Below are 23,958 nucleotides of genomic sequence, written 5' to 3'. Positions count from 1 at the left end.
CGACGCGGGACGGTTCGGCCGCGGCGGGATCGTGTCAGACGGTGAATCGGCTGACGATGGAGTGCAGGGTGGCGGCGGCGGCCTTGACCTCGCCGGCGGCGGCATTGGCCTGGTTCACCCCGTCGAGCGTCGAGGCGCTCGCGGCGGCGACGTCACTGATGCTGCCGGCGATGACGCTGCTGCTGGCCGACACCTCACCGATGCTGCGGCTCATCTCCGCGGTGGTGGCCGTCTGCTCCTCCACGGCGGAGGCGATGGTCGTCTGGTAGTCGTTGATCTGCTCGATGACCAGGCTGATGCGATCCATCACGTCCACCGCGTTGGACGCGTCGGCCTGGATCGCGGCGACCCGGGCGCTGATGTCCTCGGTGGCCTTGGCCGTCTCCTGGGCCAGGTCCTTGACCTCGTTGGCGACGACGGCGAACCCCTTGCCCATCTCGCCGGCGCGGGCCGCCTCGATGGTGGCGTTGAGAGCGAGGAGGTTGGTCTGCGCCGCGACCGCGGTGATCAGCTTGATGACGTTGCCGATCTCTGCGCTCGACTCGCCCAGTTTGCGGATGACGTCACCGGCGGTACGGGCCTCGTTCACGGCGGTCCCCGCGGTTTGTGCCGCGGCGCTGGCGTTGCTGGAGATCTCCGCGATCGCGGCCCGCATCTCCTCGGAGCCGGCCGCCACCGTCTGCACGTTGAAACTGATCTCGTTCGCGGCCGTGTCCGCCTCGCCGGTCTGCGCCGTGGCGCTCTGTGCGGCACCGGCGATCCGCGCCGCGACCGCCGCCAGCTCGCTGGACGCCGTGGCGAGCGTGTCGGCGTTGCCGCCCATCGTGGTGACGCTCTCCCGCAACCCGTCCAGGGTGCTGTCGAGGCTGGCTGCCATCTGCCCCAGCTCGTCCCGGCTGGAGACGCCGGTGCGCTGGGTCAGATCACCGGCGGCCAGCGCGTCGACGACCCGGCCGACCGCGGTGACCGGACGAAGGATCGAACGGACCAGTGGGATCGACAACAGGATCAGCAGCGCCAGACCGGCCAGCGCGATGACGATCGAGATCGTCCGGCCCCGGCTGATGGTGCTCTGCATGGCGGCCTGCTCGCGGTCGACGGCGGCATCGATCTGCTCGTGCAGCGCGCTGAGCGCGTCGTCCACCACATCGTTGTTCTCGCCGATCTGCGCGGTCTGTCCGGCGACCGCGCCCGGATCCTCGGCGGCCTTCCCGGTGAACTCGGTGATGAAGGCGGTGAACCCCTGCACCTCGTCGCGGACCTGCCCGACCTGGGCGTCCAGGTCGGCGGGCATGCCCGCGTCGTCCAGGGCCCGGAACGCCTCGTCCACGCTGGCGATGTCGTCGGCGACGTCCTGGGTGACATCGTCACCAGCGGCGGCCCGGTGGGCGTCCACCTTCAGTTCGCTCTCGCGGGTGTCGAGATGGTTGAGCGCGGATTTACCCCGGAGCAGCGAAGCGGTCAGCTCCGACTGGTCCGCCATGGTGTTCTGGGTGTACATGCCGACACCGGCGACGGTGCCGAGAGTGATCGAACCGGCCACCACTATCAGCGAGAGACGCTTGGCAACGCCAAGATCAGCGAGACGGGCCACGAGATGCCATCCTTCGACGTACGGGTGACACGCCTGGAGCGGGGCACCGGATTCCCGATGCATCGGCAGCGCATCGCCACAAACGCCCATGACTGCGGAGCAGAAGCGTGCGGGTCGGTGGCAATCCGGTAGCGCCCGGCCGGTGCGTCACTTCGGCCGGTGCGTTGTCTCCCGTGGTTCAGGATCCAGAATCTCCTGCAGTTCCATGATCTGCAGGACGCGCCTGATCATTCGGCCGGCGTTGGCCAGCCGGAGAACCGTGCCGGCGTCCCGGGCGGCGAGATAGCCGTCGATGAGGGCGCCGATGGCTTCGGAGTCGATGAAGGTGACGTCGGCGAGGTCGACGATGAGCCGACCCGGCCGGTCGCTGTCGACGACGGCGAGCAGTGTGTCGCGTAGTTCGTCCCGGGCCGCGAGGTCGAATTCCCCGCTGAGCAGGATCAGACTCTCCCGAACCCCGTCGGTGCTCAGCCTGCGGGCCCGGCGCGTGATGGTGAAGTACTCCTGATCCACGGATATTTGTCTACCAGCAAATATCTGCGAGCCGATGGAGATCGTACAACGATTCGCACACGTGTCGGAACAATGGAACCGGCCCGGCGGTCCTCAGGGCGCCAGCGGGAAGGCCGCCCAGATGTGTTTGGTGGTATCGGTGGCGTACCAGCCCACGACGAGGGCGAACGCCTGCGCCAGGTGCAGTCCACGGCCGCCGGCGTTGAGCGGCCGGGTGTCGGCGAGTTCCGGGAAGGTCTTGAGGTCGTGGTCGGCGACGTCGAGGACGAATTGGTCCCGTGTGCGCAGCAGCCGGACGATGGTGGGCGGTATGCCGTGTTTAATAGCGTTGGTGGCCAGTTCGGTAGCGACCAAGACCATACGATCCGGAATGTCGGCCAGAGCATCCCACGATGACAGCGCGTGCTCGTTGAGCGCGGCGATCAGCCCGGCGCGCAACACACGCAGCTCCTTGGGCGAGTCCAGCACCCACACGGTCAACTCGGTGGCGTCCAACGGCGGCGGAGAGGTACGAATCGGGCTCACGAGATCGATTCTTGCCCGCCATCACAGGGTTTCACGCCATTCGCCGGACCAGGAAGATCATTTGACTCACGGCTGCCATGCCGACGGGTGCCCCGTGGATCGCGGGACAGGCGGTGCGCGGCGGCGTTGCGCTGATGGGCGAGCATCGCGGCACTCGGACGCCGGGGCGCGGTGAGGTCCGGCATCACCACCGGCGCCCCGGAGCCTTCCGGGGGCCGATCCGGCAGCGGGGCGACGGCATCCCTCCGGACGACCCGCGCGGGCACCGTGACGACGATGGCCAGCAGACGCCGCAGCCGGCGGACGACAGCAGATCGCAAGGCCCCTGAACGGGTCATGTGCGGTGAACGCGACGACATACAACTCCCGGCAGAATCCGCACGAGCGGGGGAAACCACTCGTCAACGAAAGAACCGTAGCCCATTTTGCCTCTGTCGACAGCGGTCCCGTCCGGGTTCACCCGAAGTCGGCGGTCACGGGACCTGGATTCCCTCCGCCGGGCCCACCCCGGGACGTCCGGTGCCCTGCCCGAAGGTCGAACTCGCGCGAGCCGCGACCGCCGCACCCCGCGAGCGTGCGCGGATGCGGTTCTGCCCGTCCGGGTGCGCACGCCCACTGTTCTTGACGATCCTGTGGTGCGCGACATACTGTCGGTCAAACGTTTGAACGATCGAATGGGTGGGCGGACATGCAGAACGAACCCGGCCCGGCACTGACCGCCGACCTCACCGGACGCCCCGCTCTGGTGACCGGTGGTGGCGGAGGGCTCGGGCGGGCCGTCGCGGCCGCCCTGCTGCGCTGTGGCGCCCCGGTGGTGCTGGCCGACCTGCCCGGCGAGCGCCTGGAGAAGGCCGCCGCCGAGCTGGCCACGCTGGGCGGCACCGTGCACACGCTCGGCACCGACCTGTCCGATCCGGTCCGGAGCCGGCAGGCCCCGGCCGAGGCGGCCCGGCTGGCCGGCGGAGAGCTGCGGATCCTGGTGTCGGCGGTCGGCGTGATGCGCACCCGCCCGCCCGCCGAGATCACCGACGAGCAGTGGCAGCGCACCCTGGACATCAACCTGACCGGCGTGTTCAACACCGTCCGGGCGGCCGCCGAGCAGATGACCGAGAGTGGCAGCATCGTGCTGCTCAGCTCGGTCGCCGGGCGTTCGGGCCGGCCGAACGCGATGGATTACGCCGCCAGCAAGGCCGCCCTGCTGTCGCTGACCCGGTCGGCGGCGATGGCGTACGCCCCGAAGGTCCGGGTGAACGCGGTCTGCCCGGGTGTCTTCATGACCGACATGTGGTCGGGCATCCTCGCCGACCGGGATCGTGAGTTCGGTCCCGGCGCCGGCGCGGCCTACCTGGACGACGTCGCCGCCCGCACCCCGCTGGGCCGGCCCGGCGATCCCGGCGAACTCGCCTCCGTCGTCGCGTTCCTGGTCAGCGACCTGGCGTCGTTCATGACCGGCCAGGCGCTGAACGTCGACGGCGGACTGGAGATGAACTGATGGAGAGGACTCTGCCCGTGAGTGGCGAGCAATTGGCGGATCTGCTGGCGATGTGGCGCATCCGGGTGCTGGAGGAGACGATCCTGAGTCTGCGGCTGGACGGCCGGATCGTCGGGTCGGTGCATCTGGAGAACGGGCAGGAGGCGATCGCGGTCGGCGCCGGCCGGATGTTGCGGCCGCAGGACGCGCTGTTCAGCACCTACCGGGGGCACGGCTGGGCGCTGGCCCGCGGGGTTCCGGCGGTGGGCATTCTGGCCGAACTGCTGTACCGGCGCACCGGTGTGAACGGTGGCCGGGGCGGTTCGGCACATTTCTCCGCCCCGGAGTACGGCTTCTTCGGCGAGAACTCGATCGTCGGCGCGGGCGCCCCGATCGCGGTCGGCGCGGCGCTGGCGGCGAAGTTCGACGGCAGCGGCCGGGTGGCGGTGACCGTCTTCGGTGACGGCGCGATGAACCAGGGTGGCGTGTCCGAGGCGATGAACATGGCCGCCGCGATGGATCTGCCGGTGGTGTTCATCTGCGAGAACAACAAGTATTCGGAGCTGACCCCGATCAACGACATGGTCCGCAACCCGGATCTGTCGGCCCGCGCCCACGCGCTGGGCATCCCGGCGGTGCGGATCGACGGCAACGACCCGGCCCAGGTGGCGACCGCGGTCGGCCTGGCGATCACCACCGCCGAGCATGGGCGGGGCCCGACGTTCATCGAGGCGGCCACCCGCCGCATCGTCGGCCACTACATCGGTGACGCCCAGAACTACCGGCCGGCGGGTGAGCTGGCCGAGGACGAGAAGAACGAGCCGATCGTACGGCTCAAGCGCGCCCTGTCCACCCAGGGTGTGCCCGCCGAGACGCTGGACGCGGTCGAGCAGCGGGCCCGTACCGAAATCGCCGCCGCGACCGACCGCGCGCTGGCCGCACCTCTCGCCGACCCGTCGACCGCCCGGGAGCACCTCTATGTCTGAGACCGCCAAGCTCACCTACGGTGGGGCGATCAACGCGGCGTTGGCCCGCTGCCTGGAGCAGATGCCGGAGACCTTGCTGTACGGCGAGGACGTGGCCCTGCCCGGCGGCGTCTTCGGGGTGACCCGTGGCCTGCGCAAGGTGTTCGGTGAGCGGGTGTTCGACACCCCGATCTCGGAGACGGCGATGCTGGGTGCGGCGGTCGGCGCGGCGATGATGGGCCGCCGGCCGATCGTGGAGATCATGTGGGCGGATTTCATGCTGGTGGCGTTCGATCAGATCGTGAACCAGGCGGCGAACGTCCGTTACGTCTCCGAGGGCCGGATGTCGGCGCCGTTGACGATCCGTACCCAGCAGGGGAATGCTCCGGGCGCGTGTGCGCAGCACTCGCAGAACCTGGAGGCGCTGCTGCTGCACGTGCCGGGCATCCGGGTGGCCATGCCGACCACCGCGCAGGACGCCCATGACCTGACGGTTGCCGCGGTGAGCTGCGACGATCCGGTGGTGGTGATCGAGAACCGGACGCTGTACCCGGGTCCCAAGTCGGAGATCCGGATCGGCGGCCCGGTCGAGCCGATCGGCGGGCACCGGCTGCGCCGCGCCGGCGACGACGTGACCGTGGTGACCTGGGGCGCGATCACCAGGTCGGTGGAGGCCGCGGTGGACCTGGTCGCCGGTGACGGGATCAGCGCGGACGTGATCGAGGCGGTGTGGCTGAACCCGTTCGACACCGAGGCGGTGCTGGCCAGCGTGCGGCGTACCGGCCGCCTGCTGGTGGTGCACGAGGCGAACCTGACCGGCGGATTCGGCGCCGAGGTGGTGGCCCGGGTGTGCGAGTCCGGGGTGCCGTTGAGCGCCCCACCGCGCCGGATCGGCGCACTGGACACCCGCATTCCCGCGGCTGTGCAGCTGGCGCAGGCGGTGCTGCCGCAGACCGGTGACATCGTGTCGGCGCTGCGCGCGCTGACCGGGCGGTGAGCGGCGTGTACGGCGTCTGGCACTTCAGTTTCACCGTCGCCGACCTGGACCGTTCGGTGGACTTCTACGCCGGCCTGCTCGGTTTCGAGCTGGTGCACCGGCAGGAGCAGGACAACGACTACACCCGGCGGCTGGTCGGCTACCCGGACGCGGACCTGCGGATCGCCCAGCTGGCGGTGCCCGGCCAGCCACGGGGCGTCTCCACCCACGATTTGGAGCTGGTCGAATACCGTACGCCCAGGGGTGCGCCCTTCGGCCCGCACCGCAACCGTCCGGGCGCCGCCCACCTGGCCATGTGTGTCGCCGACGCGCCCGGCGAGCACGCCCGGCTGAGCAAGGCCGGGGTGCGTTTCGTCAGCGAACCGCAGGAGATCACCGCCGGGATCAACACCGGTGGATTCACCTGCTACTTCCTGGACCCGGATGACATCACCCTGGAGCTGGTCCAGCCGCCTCGGCATCGGCTGCCATCCTGACACGTACCATGCACACACCACTCGACGACCCGGGAGTACAGACTCGATGACGACGCGACGCGCCAGCAAACCGCGGGTGACGCTCGTCGATGTCGCACGGCTGGCCGCCGTCGACAAGGCCATCGTCTCGCGGGTGGTCAACGAGGACCGCACCCTGGTCATCCGCCCGGAGACCAGGGAGCGGGTGGTGGAGGCCATTCAGCGTCTCGGCTACCGCCCGAACATCGCCGCCCGCAGTCTGCGTACCGCCAAGGCCGGCACCCTGGGCCTGGTGATCCCGGACTTCGCCAACCCGGTCTACGCCGAGATCATCACCGGTGCGGAGAGCGCCGCCCTGGATCGCGGCCACGTGCTGGTGGCCGGGTCGTCGTCCGGCACCAGGTCCAGCAGCATGGACCGCTACCTGGACCTGCTCGGCCAGGGCCGGGTGGACGGCCTGCTGCTGGCCGGCCCGACGACGGCCCGCGAACATCAGAAGCTGCAGAGCCTGGGCCTGCCGTGGATGATGGTGAACCGCCGCGACACCGGCGACCATCACCGCTACGTGATACTGGACGACGCGCAGGCCGCGAAACTGGCGGTGGAACATCTGCTGTCCCTGGGCCACCGCCGGATCGGCCATGTGGCGGGCCCCGCCGCGACGGACACGGCGAAACGGCGTGCGGCCGGTTACCGCCAGGCGATGAAGACGGCGGGCATAGCGGTCCGCCCCATCGACATCGCCCGCGGCGACTACACGCCCGGCGGCGGCGCGCAGGCCATGTCCGGCCTGCTGGACAAGGGTGTGGCCCCGACCGCGGTCTTCGTGGCGAACGTGGCGATGGCGGTGGGCGTCCTGGACACCCTCCGCCGGGCCGGCCTGCGCGTCCCGCAGGACGTCTCCGTGGTGGCGGTCCACGATCTGCCTCTGGCCGAACACCTGAACCCCCCACTGACCACGGTCCGGATGCCACTGCAGGAGCTCGGCGCCCGCGCGGTCGAGCTGCTGCTCTCCCGATCCTCCGACGAGCAGGTGACCGAGGTGGTCAGCGCGTCCATGGAGCTGGTCCCCCGAGAATCAACTTCCCCACCCCCGATTTTGTACGCCGGCGAGCCCCTCGCCGACCCACACCTCCACTGACTACACCGCGAGCCCGGCGCCACTCCGGACCGCCCGGCGACCGCCGGGCGAATGCGGCTGTTCCTCTTCGCCGTGTTCGTGCTGATCGGCTTGTAGGTACGCCTTGCCGGCGTTCGACACTGCCGACACAGCCGCGCCCCTACGGCAAGCCTCGCAGGTCACAATCGGTCACTTCTGGTCGATGGCGGCCGGCGGCCGCTTGATTCCCTGCCTATACGGTCAACAGGTGGATGTCTACCTCCTCTGGCACGTCCGTCATGCGCCGTTTCTCGACGGTCGGCCGACTGAACATCACGGCGAGGACGGTGAACTGATCTGGGATGAGGAGGAGGGCGACGATCTGAAGATCCTGGGTGCCTATTCCTCTGAGCAGAAGGCCCAGCAGCGCCTCGTGTCAGCCCGGGAGTCGCCCGGCTTCCGCGACGAACCAAACTGCTTTCTCATCGACCGGTACACCCTCGACGAAGATCGGTGGGCTGAAGGCTTCATCACGGTCCCGCCGAACGAGTGAGCTGGTCAGTCACCAGCACGGCCCTCCCGGTGGAACTGCCGCCAGAACGCGGTGTTCTCCTGGCTGGCCGGCGCCTCCTCGGTCGCGAACAGCGCCAGCGCCTCATCGACACGGCCTTGGTCGATCAGGAGCACGGCCAGGTCGGCGGAGTCGCCGGCGGACTCCAGCATCCGGATCGCCTCGTCCGGGCGACCCGCGAGGACCAGTAGGCCGGCCAGTCTCGAGCTTCCGTACCAGTCGGCACCTTCCGGGTGAGCGTGCAGCTCGGCGATCGCCTGCTCGACCCGCCCCGACCGTGCGAGCACCTCGAGGCGCTCGAACAGCAGCCCGATCCACATGTGGCCGTACCGCGCCGCAAGGTCATCGATCGCCGCGAGAGCCTCATCGGCCCGGCCCTGGTCGACCAGGAACCTGCACAGCATTCCGACGAGCCACTCCGGGTCGCCGCCCATCAGCCTGGGTACCGGCCGCAGGACCTCGATCGCCTCGTCGGCGCGGCCGTGTCTGGTCAACAGTTCCGCCAGGGCGGCGGCAGCGTTCGGCGAACCGTCCGCAGCGAAGGGCCGCATCGCCTCGACGGCCTCGTCGACGCGATCGTGGCTCTCCAACCAGACGGCCAACCGGAAGACAGCGTGCTCGCCACCATCGCCGGCAACCACATCGCGAAGCTGCCGCTCCTGACCGTGCCGGGCCAGCATGTCGGCGAGCTGCTCGACGGCGTTGACGTACACACAGTGCTCACCGAAAGCGCTCCGGGTGAGCACCTCCCGCGCCTCGTCCACCTGTCCTTGTCGCTCCAGCAGCGTGGCGAGCACCAGCGCGGCGTCCCGGGACCATGCAGGGTTCCAAGACCGCGCGAGGCTGTCGGCCTCCATCTGCTCGCGGACCATCACCGTTAGCTCGCCGTCGTAGCCGTGCCCGGCCAGCTCCACCAGCGCATTAAGCACCACGTGCTCACCGGCATGCGGCCGGAGCAGCGTCATGGCTTCATCCACCCGCCCCCGCTTGGCCAGCAGCGCCGCCAACCGCTCGATCCCATAGGGACTGCCCTTACCCAACGCTCCCCGCACAAGCGCGATCGCGGCATCCGTCTCGCCGCGCGAGTCGTGGAAGTCCACGAGCACCCGCACCGCCGGCCACCAGCCGGTGTCGACGAACGGCCGGAGCGCTCGAATGGCGGCCTCGGGTTCGTGCCGCTCGAACAGCGCACGCCCCAGCCGATCGGCACAACACCAGTCACCTCGCTCAGCCAGACGCCGCAACTCGTCGAGATGGCCGTTCTCGGCCAACCGGTCAGCGACCACGGGCGGCAGCCATCCGTCATAGTTCCGAAAACGTCGAGCCAGATCCGCAGCCTTCACGCCGGCGACCGTAACGCCTGCAAACCCCACGCGTCGTCGGCGGCCTCAACGTTTCTCGCACGGTGACGTCTGCCTGAGACAGGACATGCCCTGCCTGCGGCAGATCCGGATGTGGTCTCATGGGTAGAGGTGAGGCCGGCTGGCCGGACCGTAGCCGTCCGTCAGGGCTTGCCTTGCCGCTGCCAGGACGACCGGGTCGGTGCAGCCGCGCGCATAGGCGTGGATCCGCCGGTTGATGTCGTGGCCGAGGAGCCGGTGGCCGAGGCGCTCGGCCACCGGACGCAGGAACGCGGGGCGGCAGCGGAAGCTGTACCGCCAGGTCGCCAGGGTGTGGCCGGGAGGGTCCTCGGCAGCGGTGAACCGCCATCCTCCGGCGAACATCTCGAAGAACCACGGGCCTCGAAGCATTTTCATGCCGACGTTGGTCGGAGGAGCGAACGACACGTACTGACTGATCATGGTGAAGCCGTGGCGGGACCTGGTGAACGTCCGTACGCCCTTGCCGGGCCGGCCGGCGCCGTCGAGCAACCGCTGTTCGCGCACGAAAGGATCCCATCGGTACCGTAGCGGCGCGGTGGTCTGGGACACCGCGAACGCCACGTCCGGCGGCACCGGCACCACGACTGTGGCTTCAACGACTGGCATGTGGCCATGATCCGTCGCGCGGCCGTCCCGCGCATCCCCGAGAGGGCTTGAGCCTCCTACGCCTTCGCGCATGTCGTCGCCTTCGACGTGGATCCGGCGGCTGGTGGTGGGCCGCTCCCCTGCCTGATCGTTGCCGAGCCGGTCGAGGCCGTTTCCGGGCTGGTCTACCGTTGGCGCTCATGACGGGGTTCGATACGGCGGCCGAGTTGCGGGTGCGGGCCGGGGACCGGGAACGAACGTGGGAGTTTCTGCGGCTGTTCACCGCGGCGTGGGGGCTCGCGGCCGGGCCGGCGCCGATGCCCCGGGTGGAGGGGATGCCGGTGGCGTTACGGGAGGCGTACACCATCGGGGGTGTTCTTGATCCTGCCTGGCTTGATCGGGACGGCGATGTGCTGGTCTTTCACGGTGCCGATCAGACGGTCACCGACACGTTGTGGGGCGTGCGGGCCGAAGAGCGAGACCACCCCGATCCGCCCGTGGTGATCAACACCGGGAGTGGCTGGCAGCCCTATCTCGACCGGGTCTCGCTCGCCTGCGTCGACATCGCGATGACCGCTGTCGTGCAGGACGAGGAGGGCCGGCTGTGCAACGCGGCCGAACTGTCGCCGGAGCTGGCCGGGCCGGTGGTGGCCGCTTTCGATCGGGTGCCGCTGCCTGATCTGCCGATGTGGATCGAGGCGGAGGCGTCGCCGGTGCGGTGGTATTCGGGTCCGGGGCAGCTACTGCGCGCACACGGCCCGGACTGGGTGTGGCTGTGGGTGAGCGCCCAGGATCAGGCCGCCCTCGACGGGATCTACGCGGTGGTGCCGCCCGGCGAGTGGAGCTGTTGATCGACCGTGCCTCTTCGGCGGCGTCGGCAAGATCAACACCGGTTTCTGATACGCCAGCGGGCCCCTCGCCGAACCACACCTCCCGTGGCTACCCCGCGAGGCCGGCGAGGGGTCACCGCCGACCCGCGACCGCCGGGCGAATGCGGTGGCCACCGATCAGGCCAGTGCCGCCGCGACCAGGACCTGCTCCGGTTCCAGGATGTGGCCGCCGTCCTCGATCGTCCACAGCGAGTTCTGCAGGGTGCGGCCCAGCGTCCAGCACACCGCCCGCTCCCGGTCCAGCCCCATCACCTCCACCATCGCGTCGAAGCGGCGGCGGACCGCACCGAGCGGGTCGTCGGCGGCCAGCACCTCGTCCCAGCGGTTGTGCAGGGCCGGCAGCAGCTCGAACGCCGGGTCCCCGGCCAGCGGTTTCGGATCGATCGCCAGCCAGGGCGCACGGTCGGCGGCCAGCACGTTCTCGAAGTGCAGATCCCAGTGCAGCAGCCGGTCACCGCACTCGCCGGCCACCTCCCGCACGGCCGCCGCCCAGTCCCGGATCAGCTTCGCCTCGCCCGGGTCGGTCAGTCTCACCGCCGCTGTGGGCGCCGACGCGAGCATCCCGGCGGCGATCTCGCCGAGGCCGCGGACACCGTCGGGTGCCGGGTGGGCGTTGAGGCGTACCAGCAATTCCGCGGTGATCTGGACGGCCCGGACGTCGTCGCGGACCCCGCGTAGATCGGACCCGGAGTCGAGGCGCTCCAGCAGCAGCGCGCCGGCGTCCGGGTCCTCGCGGAGCAGGCGCACCGCCCCGTCACCGTCCCAGGTGCGCAGCGCGGCCGCCTCCCCCGGATGCTCCGGGTCGTCGATCTGCAGTTTGAGCACGGCCGTACCGCCCGCCGACCGCACCGGCACGACCAGGGCGACCACCCCGTTCATCACCGGCCCGTCAACGGTGAGATCCCACTCGGCCAGCTTCCGCTCGACCACCCGGGGTGCGGCGGCGACCCACTCCCGCCCACGCTCCCCGAAGTAGCGGGGCAGGTTGTCGACGAGCGGCGTGGGCACGGTGATCACGCCCACCACTGTAGATCCGCGGCTCAGTCGTGGGTGAGGGCGAAGCCGAGGGTCACCGCGGCCGAGACGACGACGTGACCGGGGGCCAGGTCCTCGCCGGACGCGGCGCCGCCGGAGCCGTGGCCCCGGTAGCGTTCGTTGCCGACCCGGTCCGGGTCGACGTCCTCGATGTGCACGACCGGGCCGAGGCGGACTCCGGCGGCCTCGGCGTAGAGTTCCGCCTTGCGCCGGGCCGCCGCGACCGCTCTCCGGCGGGCCTCGGCGCGCATCTCGCCCTTGCCGGCCACGTCGAAGTCGACCGACTCGATCTCGTTGGCGCCGGCCGCGACGATGTCGACGAGCAGCTGCTGGATGTCCTCCAGGTTGCCGGTCTCGACCACGAACGCGGCCTGGCACCGGTAGCCGAGGAATTTGCGGTTCGGCCCGTAACCGTCCCAGGAGCTGGTCAGGTCCAGCCGGGACCGTTCCACCGCGCTGTCCGGGACGTCGTGCCGGCGCAAGGTCTGGCGCACCGCCCGGACCGCCTCGTTGGCCGCCGCGAACGCGTCCGACGGGGTCTGCTCCAACCGCACCACCCGGAACTGGGTGCGCACCAGTTCCGGTTTCGACTTCACACTGGCCGCGCCGTACGCGGTGACACCCCAGGGCCGCTCGATCATCTGCACGGCGCCGAGCCTACGTCCTAGATGGATCGAGCGGGTGGGTGGCCAGCGGCTCGACCCGTACCGTCATCCACCGCCACAGTGGCAGGGAGCTGATCGCGGTGTGCAGCTCGTCGGGGCCGGGGGCCCGCCAGACGCCCACGTTGGCCAGCCGGCCGGGCAGGCGCCACAGGTGTTCGATGGTGCCGTCCCGGACCAGTTCGGCGCCGCGGGTCCGTTCGGCGTCCAGCAGCGCTGACCGTTCCTGATCGGGCATGTCCGGGGGCAGGCCGGTCTCCAGGTGGACCAGGAACCTCATCGGCCCAGGGCCAGCAGCGCGCCGAGCTCCACGTGTGCCTTGCCGAGGGCGGACTGTCCGGCGCCGTCCTCGACGACGGCGCGCATCATCTCGTTGAGCACCGCGGCGATCCGCGGCCAGCGCGGGTCCACCGGCACCGACCGGGAGTTCTGGTGGGCGTCCTCGAGGACCGTGTAGTACGGGGCGAGCGCGCGCACCCGCGGGTCGGCCCAGCTGTCGCGGCGGGTGGCGGATCCGCCGGCCAGGGCGGTGCGCACGTCCATGTCATGGGTGGTGAGCCGCCGGATCAGGTCGAGGCTGGCCTGCGGGTCGCGAGCGCCGGCCGGGACGGCGAGCACCCAGTAGGCGTTCATGGTGGCGCCGCCGGGGACGGGCGCGCAGCCGACGAGGCCGTGGGTGGGTGAGGCCGGGTCGGCGGACATGGTGGCGAAGCCCGCCCAGTTGACCATCATGGCGGCTTCACCGGCGGCGAAGTGCACGCCGGAGGTGACACTGTCCCAGGCCGCGGCGGCCGGGTCGACGACCTGATCGACGTGCCAGAGCCCCTGCAGGTAGTCGACGGCCGCGGAAGCCGCGGGGCTGTCCAGCCCGGAACCGCCGTCGGGGGTGATCAGCTCACCACCACGGCTCCAGAGGTGGGTGAGGAAGTCGTACACGTTGTTGTGCTCGTCCGGGTATCCGGCCTGCACCGTGCCACGCAGTCCCTGCTCGGGCCGGTCGAACCAGAGGGCCTGGTCGCGGAACTGGGCCCAGTCGGTGGGCGGCGCGAGCGGGTAGCCGAACCGCTCCTGGAAACCGGCCCGCTCGGTGGCGGACTCGTAGAGGTCGGTGCGGTAGAGGAAGAGCATCGGGCCGTCGTGGTAGGCCACCCCGTAGACCCGCCCGTCGGCGCCGGTCTGCAACTCGCGCAGCGCGGGCGCCCAGGCGTCCGGCCAGCCCTGCGGCGCCGCTGTCGAGAAGTCCAGCGGGAGGATCCTGCCGGAGGCGATCAGCGACGGCAGCCAGTCGGTGATCAGCATCAGCACGTCGGCCCGGCCGTCGGTGGCGAGGGTGCCGTCGACCACCTCGTGCTGCAGGTCCTCGATCTCCAGCAGCCGGTGGTCGGCGTCGAGGCCGGCGAGCTGGTCGGTGAGACTGCGCTCGAAGCCGTCGAAAGCACGACCGAAGAGGTGCAGGGTCATCAGAGGCCTCCGTACGTCATTCAAACGATTGACTAATGTTACACGCGATGGTGACATAGGAAACAGTTCCGCCTCGACAACCTGGAGAATCCCGTGCTCCACCAGCTGCAGCCGATCGCCGAAGCCTGTGACCTGACCGTCCCCGACGCCGAGCGACGGCGCATCGGAGTCGTCGGGGCGGGCGCCATCACCCGCGTCGCGCACCTGCCCGCGTACCGCAAAGCCGGTCTTGAGGTCCTGGGGGTCTGCGACCTCGACCTCGACCGTGCCGAACAGCTGCGCGGCGAGTTCGGCCTGCCCCGCACCTACACCCTCGACGAGATGCTCGCCGACGAGGCGATCGACGTCGTCGACGTGGCGGTCGTCCCGCAGGCCCAGCCCGCGATCATCCGGCGCGCGCTGGCCGCCGGCAAGCACGTGCTCGCCCAGAAACCCCTCGCGGTGGACTCCACGATCGGCGCCGAACTCGTCGAGGAGGCCCGCACGGCCGGGCTGTCGCTGGTGGTCAACCATCAGATGCGCTACGGCGAGGGGATGGCCGCCGCCCGCGCGATGGCCGAGGCCGGCTGGATCGGCGAGGTCACCGCGGTCACCGTGGACGTCGACATCGAGACCGACTTCACCGCCTGGGACTGGCTGGTCACCTCGCCGCGCCTGGACCTGATGTACCACTCGATCCACTACCTGGACACGGTCCGCGCGCTGCTCGGCGACCCGCACTCGGTGTACTGCGCGGGCGGGCGCCGTCCCGGCCAGGCGGTGGCCGGCGAGACCAGGACCTTCACCACCTTGACGTACGAGGACGGCCGGCGTGCCCTGATCAAGGTCAATCACGAGAACCACACCGGCGACCAGTCCGCGACGTTCCGGATCGACGGATCGCACGGTGCGATCCGGGGGACGATCGGATTGCTGTACGACTACCCGCACGGCCGCCCGGACACCGTCGAGGTGCACAGTTCGGTGCTGCCCACCGACGGCTGGATGCCCTACCCGGTGACCACCCGGTGGATCCCGGACGCCTTCGCCGGCCCGATGCGGGCGCTGCTGCGCGAGATCGCCGGCCACGGCCCCGCCCCGACCACGGCCGCCGACGGCCTGCGCACCCTCCAGCTGGTCGAGGCCTGCTACGCCTCGATCGAGTCGGGCCAGGTGCGGAGGTTCTGAACCCGAAGGTGGCGCCGGTCATGTCACGTCACGTCCGGGCGGCTGACACCCTCTCGCGGGCATGACAAGAATCGTGGTGCCCGGCGCCGGTCACACCCTCGCCGGGCCACACCTGGGCGTGGCTACGACGCGAGGCCGGCGCGGGTCGAGACCGACCCGCGGCCGCCGGGCCGAACGCGGTGGCCGGCGGCGATCAGGTCCAGGGCCAGCGCGGCGACCTCGGTCAGCTCGGCGCGGGTGGCGCCCAGTTCGGAGCGCGCGGACAGCCCCTGCCACACGGTCTGCACGAACGCGGTGAGCGCGGCACCGTCGCCGGTCTCCCGGTCGAGGCGCTCCCGGAGGCGGGCTTCGTCGGACCGCCGCAGCGAAGCCACATAGGACCGGACGTCGAGGGTCGCCGAGGTGTCGGCCATGGCGGCGCTGCTGGTCAGACACCCCGGGTGGCCGTCGTCGGCGCTGGTGAATTCGGCGATCGAGTCGATCAGCACCCGCTCGATCACCCCGGTCAGCGACGGCTCGGCGACCGCCCGTTCATAGATCGCGCTGTACCGCGACGCATATGTGCGCACCGCCTCGTCGAACAGTTCGGCCTTGGTCCCGAACGCGGCGTACAGACTCGAACTCGAGATCCCGAGCGCCCCCGTCAGCATGCGTGTCGACGTGCCGGAGTAGCCGTGCCGCCAGAACAGGAACGCCGCCTTGCCGAGCGCGTCGTCACGATCGAACGCCCGGGGGCGTCCCACGGATCTCGAAACCATCTGGCAATTCTAGAGCGTTCGCTGCACAATGCAGTTGTGGAGCAAACGATTCAGAAATCAGTCCAGGTGGCCGACGGTCAGGTGACCGTGGACGTCTACGGCGACCCGGATGGCCCGGCGATCGTCCTGATCCCCGGAGTCCTCTCCGACGCCGCGGCCTGGCGCCCGGTGGCCGCCGCTTCGGCGGCCTGGCCGACGGTCGCCGTGGTCAACCGTCGAGGCCGGCACCCCTCCGGGCCACTGCCCGCCGACTACACGATCGCCACCGAGATCGCCGACGCCACCGCGGTCCTGCACGAGTTCACCGACGTGCGCACCCTCTTCGGCTGGAGCTACGGCGGCCTGATCGCCCTGCACCTGGCGACCACGATCCCGATTCCCCAGGTCATCGCCTACGAGCCGGTGACGGCCCCGTTCGGCGCCACCGCCCTGCCCGAGCTGCGGCGCGCCCACGAGTCCGGCGACGCCGACGCCCGGATCGAGGTCGCCCTCCGCCAGGTCGCCGGCATGCCCACCGAGGAGATCGCCGCGCTGCGCGCCAAGGAGGAGATCTGGTCCGGGATGCGCCGCCTGGGCACTCCGGTCCACGCCGAGACCCGGGCGATCAACGAGGCCCCGCAGCTGACCGAACCGGCCTGCCGAGTGGACCTCATCGTCGGCGAACACAACCGCGACCCGGGCAGTGACCCGTACGGGACCTCGTTCCACGCCGTGGCCCGCCGCCTCCCCCACGCGACCGTGCACCAGCTCGACGACTGCGGCCACCTGGCCCACCTGACCGCCCCGGCCCACCTGACCGCCCTGCTCGACGACCTGAGCCGCCGGCCCGGCCGGCGGGGTCCCGCCGTCATCTGATCCGGCGCGCCTCCCACTCGTTGCAGATCGAGATCTGGCTGACCCCGTGATGAAGCCCGGTGGCCGTCGGCCACCGGGCTTCATTCATTGTCTGACCAGTTCGGCCGGGGCCGGGGGTTTCTCCTTCCTCAGGGCCTGTCGCAGCTTGCGGCGTTCACGGCCGCTCGTCGCCGTGTAGAGGGAGGCGGCTGCCACCAGGACGGTGCCCTGGACCACGTTCTGGTAGTTGGAGCCGATGTTGAGCACGTTGAAGCCGTTGCTCAGGGTGAACAGGATCAATGTTCCTACCACCGATTTGGTGACGAAACCCGAGCCGCCGAACAGGGACGTCCCGCCGAGCACGGCCGCCGCGATGACGGTCAGCTCGCCGCCGGTCAGCACGGTCGGGTCGACCGAGTTGAAGCGGCCCGCGTACAGCACGCCGACCAGGGCGGCCACCGTCCCGTTCACCACGAACGCCACCATCCGGTAGCGGTCCACGTCGATGCCGGACAGCCGGGCCGCCTCGGCGTTGCCGCCGACCGCGTACAGGTTCCGGCCGATCACCGTGTACCGCAGGGTCAGCGCGGTGAGCACGGCCAGCACCAGCATGATCCAGACCGGGGCGGTCTGTTCCAGCATCAGCGGGCGGAACAGCGCGAGCAGCAGCAGCGCCAGCCCGCTCGCCCACAGCCCGGCGGTGGACCGGACCGCCGCGCCCCGGTGCGGGGCCCACCGGATCAGCCAGCCGGCGCCGGCCAGCAGCAGCACACCGAGGACCACGGCCACCACGATCGGCATCTGCCAGCGGGCGGTCGCGATGTCCATCAGGGTGGTGTCGCTCGCGGTGATGGACTGCCCGTCCAGGATGGCCTGCACCACGCCCCGGACCGCGGTCAGCGTGCCGAGGGTGACGATGAAGGCGTTCACCCCCACCTTCTGGACGAGCACCCCGTTCAGCAGCCCGACCAGCGCCCCGGTGATCAGCGCGGCGAGGGTGCCGATCACCGGGCCGTAGTCGTCGATCATCTTGAGGGCGACGGTGCCGGCCAGTGCCGCCGTGGAGGCCACCGACAGGTCGAAGTTGCCGCTGATCAGCACCGTGGTCATGAAGGTCGCCAGGATCGCGATCAGCGCCGACTGGTCCAGGATGTTGCTCAGGTTGACGCTGCTCAGATAGCTGGGCCGGCCCTGCACGCTGGACGTGATGGTGAGGATCGCGACCAGGGCGATGAACGCGTACACGACCCCGGCGGCGCGTGGTGCCAGCGAGCGGCGCCAGGAGCCGTGGTCGGGCGCGGAGGTGGTGCTCATGGCGTACCTTTCGTCAAACCGCTCGCGCGGGCGGTGATGTCATGCAGATCGGTGTCGGCGACGGGCAGGTCGGCGACGATCCGGCCGCGGCGTACCACCAGGATCCGGTCACAGGCGGTCAGGAGCTCCTCGAACTCGCTGGAGACCATCAGGACGCCGCGCCCGTCGTCGGCCATCCGGCGTACCAGGTGGATGATGTCGGCCTTGGCGCCCACGTCGACGCCCGCCGACGGTTCGTCGAGCAGCAGCACCCGGGCCGGCCCGTACACCCATTTGGCGAAGACCACCTTCTGGGCGTTGCCGCCGGACAGTTCCCCGACCGGAGACTCGGTGGAGCCGGCGACGATGCCGAGGTCGGCGATGGCCCGGCGGGCCAGTTCGCGTTCCCGGGCGGCGCTGGGCAGCAGACGGCGCCAGGACATCCCACCGAGGTACGGCAGGGAGATGTTGCGCCAGATCTCCCAGTCCCGGAGGAAGCCCTGTCTGGCGCGATCCTCCGGGACCAGGGCCAGCCCCGCCCGTACGGCGGAACGGGGTGAGTTCTTGACCTTCCGCCCGTCGACGTGCACCGAGCCGGTGGTGTTGTGATCGGCGCCGTAGATCGCCTCCAGCAGCTCGGTCCGCCCGCTGCCGAGCAGGCCGGCGATCCCGACCACCTCACCGGCGTGCACGGTCAGGTCGGCCGGCCCGAACCTGCCCGGGGAGGTCAGCTCCCGCACCTGCAGGACCGGGGCGCCGACCTCCCGGACCGTGTGGCCCTCGCGCTGCTCGCGGGCGAGTTCCTTGCCGACGATCGCGGTGACCAGGCCGTCGATGGTGACGTCGGCGGTCGGCGCGTCCACCACCACCAGGCCGTCGCGCAGCACGGTCAGGTGGTCGGTCAGCTCCATCACCTCGTCCAGGAAGTGCGAGGTGTAGACGAAGGTGGTGCCGGTGTCGCGCAGCCGCCGGACCGAACGGAAGAGGACCTCCCTCTCGGCCGGGGACAGCGCGGCGGTCGGTTCGTCGAGCAGCACCACGTCCGGGTCACGGGCCAGGGCCTGCAGGATGGCGACCATCTGGCGGGCGCCGACGGACAGTTCGGCCACCGCCTGGTGCGGTTCCAGGTGGTAGCCCATCCGCTCGCACAGGGCGAGCAGTTCGGCCCGCCGGGCGCCCGCGTCCCAGCGGCGGGTCTCGCGCCGGCCGAGGAAGACGTTCTCCACCACCGACATGCTGTCCACCAGCGGGGTGTGCTGGTGCACCGCGGCCATCCCGGCGGCCAGGGCCTGCCGCGGGTGGGACCAGTCGACCGGCCGGCTCTTCCACTCCACCGTCCCGGCGCTGGCCTGCTGCCACCCGGAGAGGATCTTGATCAGGGTGGACTTGCCGGCGCCGTTCGCGCCGATCAGCCCGTGCACGGTGCCCGGCCGCACGCTCATCGTCACCCCGCGCAGGGCACGGGTGCCGCTCGTGTAGGTCTTCTCGACGTCCCGAACGGCCAGGACCGCGCCGGCTACCACTGCGGGGTGCAGGAGTCGACGTTGTCCTTGGTGACCCCGGGGGTGTCGTAGAAGGTGGTCGCCGGGGCGCCACTGAGCTTGCCGGTGACCGCGTCGTGCAGCATCTGAACAGCCATCACACCGCTGTCGTACGGCTTGTAGCAGACCGTGCCGGCGAGGGTCCCGTCCTTGATCGCCGCGATGCCGGCCGCCGAACCGCCCACGCCGAGGATCTTGGCGGTGGAGTTCGCCGACTTGACCGCGGCCGCGCAGCCCACCGCCATGTCGTCGGAGATGGCGTAGATCAGGGCCAGGTCGGGGGTGGCGGCCAGCAGGTTCTGGCAGGCCGACTGGCCGTCCTGCTTGGTCCAGTTGCCGGGCTGGGTGGCGACGACGTCGTAGCCGCCCTTGGCCTCCAGCGCGGCGGTGAACTTCTCCACCCGGGTGGTGTTCTCGTCGAAGCCGGCCGCCCCGGTGATCACCGCGACCTTGCCGCCGTCCGGCACCACCCGGAGCGCCATCTCACCGGCGGTCGCCCCGGCGCCACGCTCGTTCTCGGTGACGATGAACTTCAGCTTCTCGTACGGGGTCTCGACGTCCCGGTTCGCGCCGACGTACCCGTGTGCGGTGCCGATCGGGATGTTCGCCGCCGCGGCCTGGTCGACGAGCGCCTGACCAGGGCCGGGCGAGAGCGGCACCAGGATGATGCCGTCCACCTTCTGCGCGATCAGGTCCTGCACCTGGCTGGCCTGCTTCTGCTGGTCACCCTGCGAGTCCAGGGAGACCAGGGTGATGCCCAGCTCGTCGGCCTTGGCCTTGGCGCCCTTGGCCAGCGCGGCCGGGAAGGTCACCGACTCCTGCTGGTTGGCCAGGCCGAAGGTGAGCTTCCTGGTGGTGTCACCGGCCGGGGTGGTCTCGGCCGGGGACTCGGTGTTGCAGGCGGTCAGGCCGGCCAGGACGAGTCCGAGGGCGGCAAGGGTCCGAATCGATTTCACGAAATGCTCCTGTCTGGACGGTTAAGAGCGTGTGGTTCAGTGCTTGGCGTCGCGCCACCGCAGGACAGCGGCGTCACAGATCTCACGGGTGGAACCCACGTATCCGGCCGGTTCGGGCAGGGTCTCCGCGATCGCGGACCACGCGCCGTCACCGACCCGGGCGCGTACGGCGTCACGCAGCGTCGACCCGGTCGCCCGGGAGTCGCGGACCGCGCCGTACACCAGTTCATGTGCCTTGTCCCGGCCCAGCTCGGCGGCCAGGGCGATCATGTAAGCCTCGGCCATCAGCCGGCCGCCGTCGGCGGTCAGGTTGACCGCCATCCGATCGGGGAAGACCCGCAGCCCGCCGGTGATCGCGGCGGCGGCCCGCAGCGCGCCGGCCGCGGCCACCAGCGCACCGGGCACGGCCTGCCACTCGACCTGCCACTCCCCCGCGGCCCGCTCGTGGCCCACCTCCATCGCCCGCAGCACGGCCTGCGCGTGCGAGGTGGCCATCACGCCGAAGCCGACGGCCAGCTCGGAGGAGATCGGGTTGGCCTTCTGCGGCATCGTCGAGGAGGCGCCGCGGTACATCCCGTCGGCTTCGGCCACCTCGCCGATCTCGGTGCGGGACAGGTCGACGATCTCCCGGCCCAGCCGGACACAGGTGGCCGCGGCCAGCGCGGCGGCCTGGGTCAGCTCGGCGATGGTGTCCCGGGAGACGTGCCAGGGGGCGAGGGTGTCGGCGAGCCCGGTCCGGGCGGCCAGGCCGGTGCGGACCCGGCCGGCCACGTCACCGAGGGCGGCCGACGTGCCGCCCGCGCCGAACAGCGACACCACGGCCACCGCGGCCCGCGCCCGCAGCAGCCGGTCCCGGTGCCGGGTGGCCTCACCGAGGAACACCGCCAGCTTGGCGCCGAACGTGGTCGGCACCGCCTGCTGGGCGTGGGTGCGGCCGGCCATCACCGTGCCGGCGTGCTCGGCCACCAGCCGGGCCAGGCCGTCACCGACCTCACCGAGCAGCACCAGCAGCCGGTCCGCGGCGTCGCGCAGTTGCAGGGCCAGGGCGGTGTCCATGATGTCCTGGGTGGTGGCGCCGTAGTGCACCCAGGCGGCGTCCCGGTCGTCGAGCGCCTCGCAGATCTGCTTGACCAGCGGAAAGATCGGGTAGCCGACGTTGGCCGACTCGGCCCACAGCCGCTCCAGGTCGACCACGTCGAGCCGGCAGGCCCCGGCGATCCGCTCACCGGTGGCCTCGTCGATGACGCCGCCGTCGGCCAGCGCCCGCCCCAGCTCCGCCTCGACCAGCAGCCAGTCACGCACGGTGCGCTCCTGCGAGAAGACGGCCGCCATGGGTTCATCTCCGCCAAGCCGGGACAGCAGATCAAAGACCACGGTGTGCTCGCTTCCATCCGGTGTTCAATCGTTTGAACGACTGGAGACTATGACGCGGAACACGTTAAGGCAACCGTTTGAACGACCGATTCGGTTTCCGCCGGTAACACAAACGTCACGGAATGCCTCCTCCGTTCACTGTGGACGGCAGCGACATGGCCGGTCAGAAGGAGCCGTTCGACGCCGGTGACCGACCGCTCCGCACCCCTCACCCGCTGTAGGTTTCGCCAGAGTTTCGTGACAAGGGGTGATCATGGCGGAAGAGACCTGGCACGCGGCACGACTGATCCCGACCTCCGGCATCAACGGCGCCGACGAGCAGGAACGGCGGGCCACATCAGCGCTGCTCGCGGTGATGAGCGCGGTCCGCGAGTTCGGGCGGGCACTGACCCAGCCCTACGGCGCTCCGGCCGGCCCGGTGCAGACCTGGATCGAGGTGCCGTTCACCCTCGGTGACGGCAAGTCATTCCCCGACGGGCTGATCCGGGTGACCCGCGGCCAACGCCAGTGGACCGCCCTGGTCGAAGTCAAGACCGGCACCAACGAGTTGCAGGCCGAGCAGCTGGAACGCTACCTCGACATCGCCCGGGAGCAGGGCTTCGACGCCCTGATCACCATTTCCAACGAGGTCCCGCCGATGGCCGGTCAACACCCGACCCGGATCGACAAGCGCAAACTGCGCAAGGTCGCCCTGCACCACATCCCCTGGTCCCAGGTGCTGACCATGGCGGTGCTGCAGAAGGAGTACCGCGGCGTCGCCGACCCCGACCAGGCCTGGATCCTCGGCGAACTCATCCGCTACCTGGAACATCCCAAATCCGGCGCCCTGGAGTTCAGCGACATGGGCCCCTCCTGGGTTCCGGGCCGGGACGCGGTCGGCGCGGGAACTCTGCGCCCCACCGACGCGGCCGCCCCCGAGATCGCCGGGCGCTTCGACGCCCTGGTCCGGTACGCCGGGCTCAAGCTCGGGCGGCGACTCGGCACCGACGTCGTCCCCGCACTGACCCGCCGGGAACAGGCCGAACCATTGATCCGCACCCAGACGCTGGTAGCTCAACTCGCCACCACCGGCTCGATGACCGCGGCACTGCGCATCCCCGGCGCGGTCGGCACCCTGTCGATCACCGCCGACCTGCGCGCCGCGAAGATCACCTGCCACGTCGACATCGAGGCGCCCCGCGAGGGCCGGCCGACGACCCGGGTGAACTGGCTGGTCCGGCAGCTCAAGGACGCGCCGGACACGGTTCGCCTGGAGTCGTACGCCGCTCACGCCCGCGGCGCTGGCAGCGCCGAACTACTACACGCCGTCCGGGAGAACCCGGCGGTCCTGATCAGTGACCCGGCCCGCGAGTTGCGCACCTTCCGGGTGGCCCTGACCGCCCCGGCAGGCACCAAACGCGGTACCGGGCGCGGCGCGTTCATCGACTCGGTCCTGAACGCCATCGACGACTTCTACTCACAGGTCATCCAGAACCTCAAACCGTGGATGCCCGCGGCACCGCGCATGCGCTCCACCGACGACGCCCTCGCGATCGAACCGGTCCCGGCGGCGCTGGTCTCCACCGCCCTGTCCTCCCAGGACGAACCGGTCACCCCGAGACTCACCGACGACGGGTAGAGGGGCCACCCGGCCCTGCCGCCGGAGGATGACGATCCTCTCCAGGAGGCACCCCGGAGCGTCCCGGCCCGACCCCTGAACAGCGCGGACATCGGGAAGGAGGTGTCCCGGGCATCGTTCGCCGTTGGTGTGGTCTCCGCGGTCACCGAAGGCGGATGTGGGTGGTGGTGGCCGCGGACGGGTGGTTGGAGATCCGCCCCGAGGGCCACTTC

24 protein-coding genes are annotated in these 23,958 nt (G+C 70.6%); 10 read left to right on the top strand and 14 right to left on the bottom strand.

The window, feature by feature from the left end; translation table 11 throughout:
• Positions 1 to 34: 34 nt before the first annotated feature.
• From ACQ0O7_RS10650 to ACQ0O7_RS10640, 3 genes are all read right to left on the bottom strand, one after another.
• Complete coding sequence (locus ACQ0O7_RS10650; protein ID WP_430781756.1) at positions 35 to 1,594, bottom strand: methyl-accepting chemotaxis protein; 1,560 nt, start codon at positions 1,592 to 1,594, stop codon at positions 35 to 37.
• 147 nt (positions 1,595 to 1,741) lie between these two features.
• A complete protein-coding gene (locus tag ACQ0O7_RS10645; protein ID WP_430781755.1) occupies positions 1,742 to 2,107 on the bottom strand; it encodes an STAS domain-containing protein in 366 nt (121 codons plus the stop codon).
• A gap of 93 nt (positions 2,108 to 2,200) precedes the next feature.
• Positions 2,201 to 2,632, bottom strand: a complete 432-nt coding sequence (locus ACQ0O7_RS10640) for an ATP-binding protein (protein WP_430781754.1) — start codon at positions 2,630 to 2,632, stop codon at positions 2,201 to 2,203.
• Positions 2,633 to 3,320: 688 nt separating this feature from the next.
• Here ACQ0O7_RS10640 and ACQ0O7_RS10635 point away from each other — a divergent pair.
• From ACQ0O7_RS10635 to ACQ0O7_RS10610, 6 genes are all read left to right on the top strand, one after another.
• The gene (locus ACQ0O7_RS10635; RefSeq protein WP_430781752.1) at positions 3,321 to 4,124 is read left to right on the top strand and encodes an SDR family NAD(P)-dependent oxidoreductase; all 804 of its coding nucleotides are present in this window, start codon (positions 3,321 to 3,323) and stop codon (positions 4,122 to 4,124) included.
• Positions 4,124 to 5,089 carry a thiamine pyrophosphate-dependent dehydrogenase E1 component subunit alpha gene (locus ACQ0O7_RS10630; RefSeq protein ID WP_430781750.1) on the top strand — a complete coding sequence of 322 codons (966 nt, stop codon included), beginning with the start codon at positions 4,124 to 4,126 and terminating at the stop codon, positions 5,087 to 5,089. Before ACQ0O7_RS10635 ends, ACQ0O7_RS10630 begins: the two co-directional genes overlap by 1 nt.
• Positions 5,082 to 6,065, top strand: a complete 984-nt coding sequence (locus tag ACQ0O7_RS10625; RefSeq protein WP_430781749.1) for an alpha-ketoacid dehydrogenase subunit beta — start codon at positions 5,082 to 5,084, stop codon at positions 6,063 to 6,065. The genes ACQ0O7_RS10630 and ACQ0O7_RS10625 overlap by 8 nt, the downstream gene beginning before the upstream one ends.
• Positions 6,062 to 6,541, top strand: coding sequence for a VOC family protein (locus tag ACQ0O7_RS10620; RefSeq protein WP_430781747.1), 480 nt, complete (start codon positions 6,062 to 6,064; stop codon positions 6,539 to 6,541). Before ACQ0O7_RS10625 ends, ACQ0O7_RS10620 begins: the two co-directional genes overlap by 4 nt.
• Positions 6,542 to 6,587: 46 nt before the next feature.
• Positions 6,588 to 7,661, top strand: a complete 1,074-nt coding sequence (locus tag ACQ0O7_RS10615; RefSeq protein ID WP_430781745.1) for a LacI family DNA-binding transcriptional regulator — start codon at positions 6,588 to 6,590, stop codon at positions 7,659 to 7,661.
• Positions 7,662 to 7,887: 226 nt separating this feature from the next.
• Entirely contained in the window at positions 7,888 to 8,172 is a 285-nt protein-coding gene (locus ACQ0O7_RS10610) for a DUF7336 domain-containing protein (protein ID WP_430781744.1), read from the top strand.
• A 5-nt stretch (positions 8,173 to 8,177) separates the two neighbouring features.
• Here ACQ0O7_RS10610 and ACQ0O7_RS10605 read toward each other — a convergent pair whose 3' ends face one another.
• Positions 8,178 to 9,533, bottom strand: coding sequence for a tetratricopeptide repeat protein (locus ACQ0O7_RS10605; protein WP_430781743.1), 1,356 nt, complete (start codon positions 9,531 to 9,533; stop codon positions 8,178 to 8,180).
• A gap of 117 nt (positions 9,534 to 9,650) precedes the next feature.
• Complete coding sequence (locus ACQ0O7_RS10600; RefSeq protein ID WP_430781742.1) at positions 9,651 to 10,178, bottom strand: SRPBCC family protein; 528 nt, start codon at positions 10,176 to 10,178, stop codon at positions 9,651 to 9,653.
• 179 nt (positions 10,179 to 10,357) lie between these two features.
• On the opposite strand from ACQ0O7_RS10600, the gene ACQ0O7_RS10595 reads away from it, so the two are divergent.
• On the top strand, positions 10,358 to 11,008 hold the full coding sequence (locus tag ACQ0O7_RS10595; RefSeq protein WP_430781741.1) for a hypothetical protein: 651 nt from the start codon (positions 10,358 to 10,360) through the stop codon (positions 11,006 to 11,008).
• A gap of 156 nt (positions 11,009 to 11,164) precedes the next feature.
• Here ACQ0O7_RS10595 and ACQ0O7_RS10590 read toward each other — a convergent pair whose 3' ends face one another.
• The 4 genes from ACQ0O7_RS10590 to ACQ0O7_RS10575 are packed head-to-tail and all read right to left on the bottom strand — an operon-like array spanning position 11,165 to position 14,205.
• On the bottom strand, positions 11,165 to 12,064 hold the full coding sequence (locus tag ACQ0O7_RS10590) for an aminoglycoside phosphotransferase family protein (RefSeq protein WP_430781740.1): 900 nt from the start codon (positions 12,062 to 12,064) through the stop codon (positions 11,165 to 11,167).
• Between the two features lie 23 nt (positions 12,065 to 12,087).
• Complete coding sequence (locus ACQ0O7_RS10585; protein WP_430781925.1) at positions 12,088 to 12,723, bottom strand: SIMPL domain-containing protein; 636 nt, start codon at positions 12,721 to 12,723, stop codon at positions 12,088 to 12,090.
• A gap of 16 nt (positions 12,724 to 12,739) precedes the next feature.
• A complete protein-coding gene (locus tag ACQ0O7_RS10580; RefSeq protein ID WP_430781739.1) occupies positions 12,740 to 13,024 on the bottom strand; it encodes a muconolactone Delta-isomerase in 285 nt (94 codons plus the stop codon).
• Entirely contained in the window at positions 13,021 to 14,205 is a 1,185-nt protein-coding gene (locus tag ACQ0O7_RS10575; protein WP_430781738.1) for an extracellular solute-binding protein, read from the bottom strand. Before ACQ0O7_RS10575 ends, ACQ0O7_RS10580 begins: the two co-directional genes overlap by 4 nt.
• Positions 14,206 to 14,298: 93 nt before the next feature.
• Here ACQ0O7_RS10575 and ACQ0O7_RS10570 point away from each other — a divergent pair, with 93 nt between their 5' ends.
• Positions 14,299 to 15,372: a Gfo/Idh/MocA family protein gene (locus ACQ0O7_RS10570; protein WP_430781736.1), complete on the top strand. Its 1,074-nt coding sequence runs from the start codon at positions 14,299 to 14,301 to the stop codon at positions 15,370 to 15,372.
• Between the two features lie 122 nt (positions 15,373 to 15,494).
• On the opposite strand, the gene ACQ0O7_RS10565 is transcribed toward ACQ0O7_RS10570, so the two are convergent.
• Positions 15,495 to 16,130, bottom strand: a complete 636-nt coding sequence (locus tag ACQ0O7_RS10565) for a TetR/AcrR family transcriptional regulator (protein ID WP_430781734.1) — start codon at positions 16,128 to 16,130, stop codon at positions 15,495 to 15,497.
• A 36-nt stretch (positions 16,131 to 16,166) separates the two neighbouring features.
• Between ACQ0O7_RS10565 and ACQ0O7_RS10560 the strand changes: the two genes are divergently transcribed.
• The gene (locus ACQ0O7_RS10560; RefSeq protein ID WP_430781733.1) at positions 16,167 to 16,985 is read left to right on the top strand and encodes an alpha/beta fold hydrolase; all 819 of its coding nucleotides are present in this window, start codon (positions 16,167 to 16,169) and stop codon (positions 16,983 to 16,985) included.
• Positions 16,986 to 17,069: 84 nt separating this feature from the next.
• On the opposite strand, the gene ACQ0O7_RS10555 is transcribed toward ACQ0O7_RS10560, so the two are convergent.
• The 4 genes from ACQ0O7_RS10555 to ACQ0O7_RS10540 are packed head-to-tail and all read right to left on the bottom strand — an operon-like array spanning position 17,070 to position 22,086.
• Entirely contained in the window at positions 17,070 to 18,278 is a 1,209-nt protein-coding gene (locus tag ACQ0O7_RS10555; RefSeq protein WP_430781732.1) for an ABC transporter permease, read from the bottom strand.
• Positions 18,275 to 19,780 (bottom strand): sugar ABC transporter ATP-binding protein, encoded by a 1,506-nt coding sequence (locus ACQ0O7_RS10550; protein WP_430781731.1) that lies wholly within the window; start codon positions 19,778 to 19,780, stop codon positions 18,275 to 18,277. Before ACQ0O7_RS10550 ends, ACQ0O7_RS10555 begins: the two co-directional genes overlap by 4 nt.
• Entirely contained in the window at positions 19,774 to 20,754 is a 981-nt protein-coding gene (locus tag ACQ0O7_RS10545; protein ID WP_430781730.1) for a sugar ABC transporter substrate-binding protein, read from the bottom strand. Before ACQ0O7_RS10545 ends, ACQ0O7_RS10550 begins: the two co-directional genes overlap by 7 nt.
• A 36-nt stretch (positions 20,755 to 20,790) precedes the next feature.
• Positions 20,791 to 22,086, bottom strand: coding sequence for a lyase family protein (locus ACQ0O7_RS10540; RefSeq protein WP_430781728.1), 1,296 nt, complete (start codon positions 22,084 to 22,086; stop codon positions 20,791 to 20,793).
• A 295-nt stretch (positions 22,087 to 22,381) separates the two neighbouring features.
• On the opposite strand from ACQ0O7_RS10540, the gene ACQ0O7_RS10535 reads away from it, so the two are divergent.
• Entirely contained in the window at positions 22,382 to 23,746 is a 1,365-nt protein-coding gene (locus ACQ0O7_RS10535) for a stress response protein (RefSeq protein WP_430781726.1), read from the top strand.
• Positions 23,747 to 23,958: the final 212 nt, after the last annotated feature.

Origin of the sequence: Actinoplanes sp. G11-F43, from assembly GCF_050589265.1 — a bacterium.
In the GTDB taxonomy this organism is placed as follows: domain Bacteria; phylum Actinomycetota; class Actinomycetes; order Mycobacteriales; family Micromonosporaceae; genus Actinoplanes.
The sequence above is the reverse complement of the archived record's forward strand: the minus strand, read 5'-3'. Positions and strand labels throughout refer to the sequence as shown.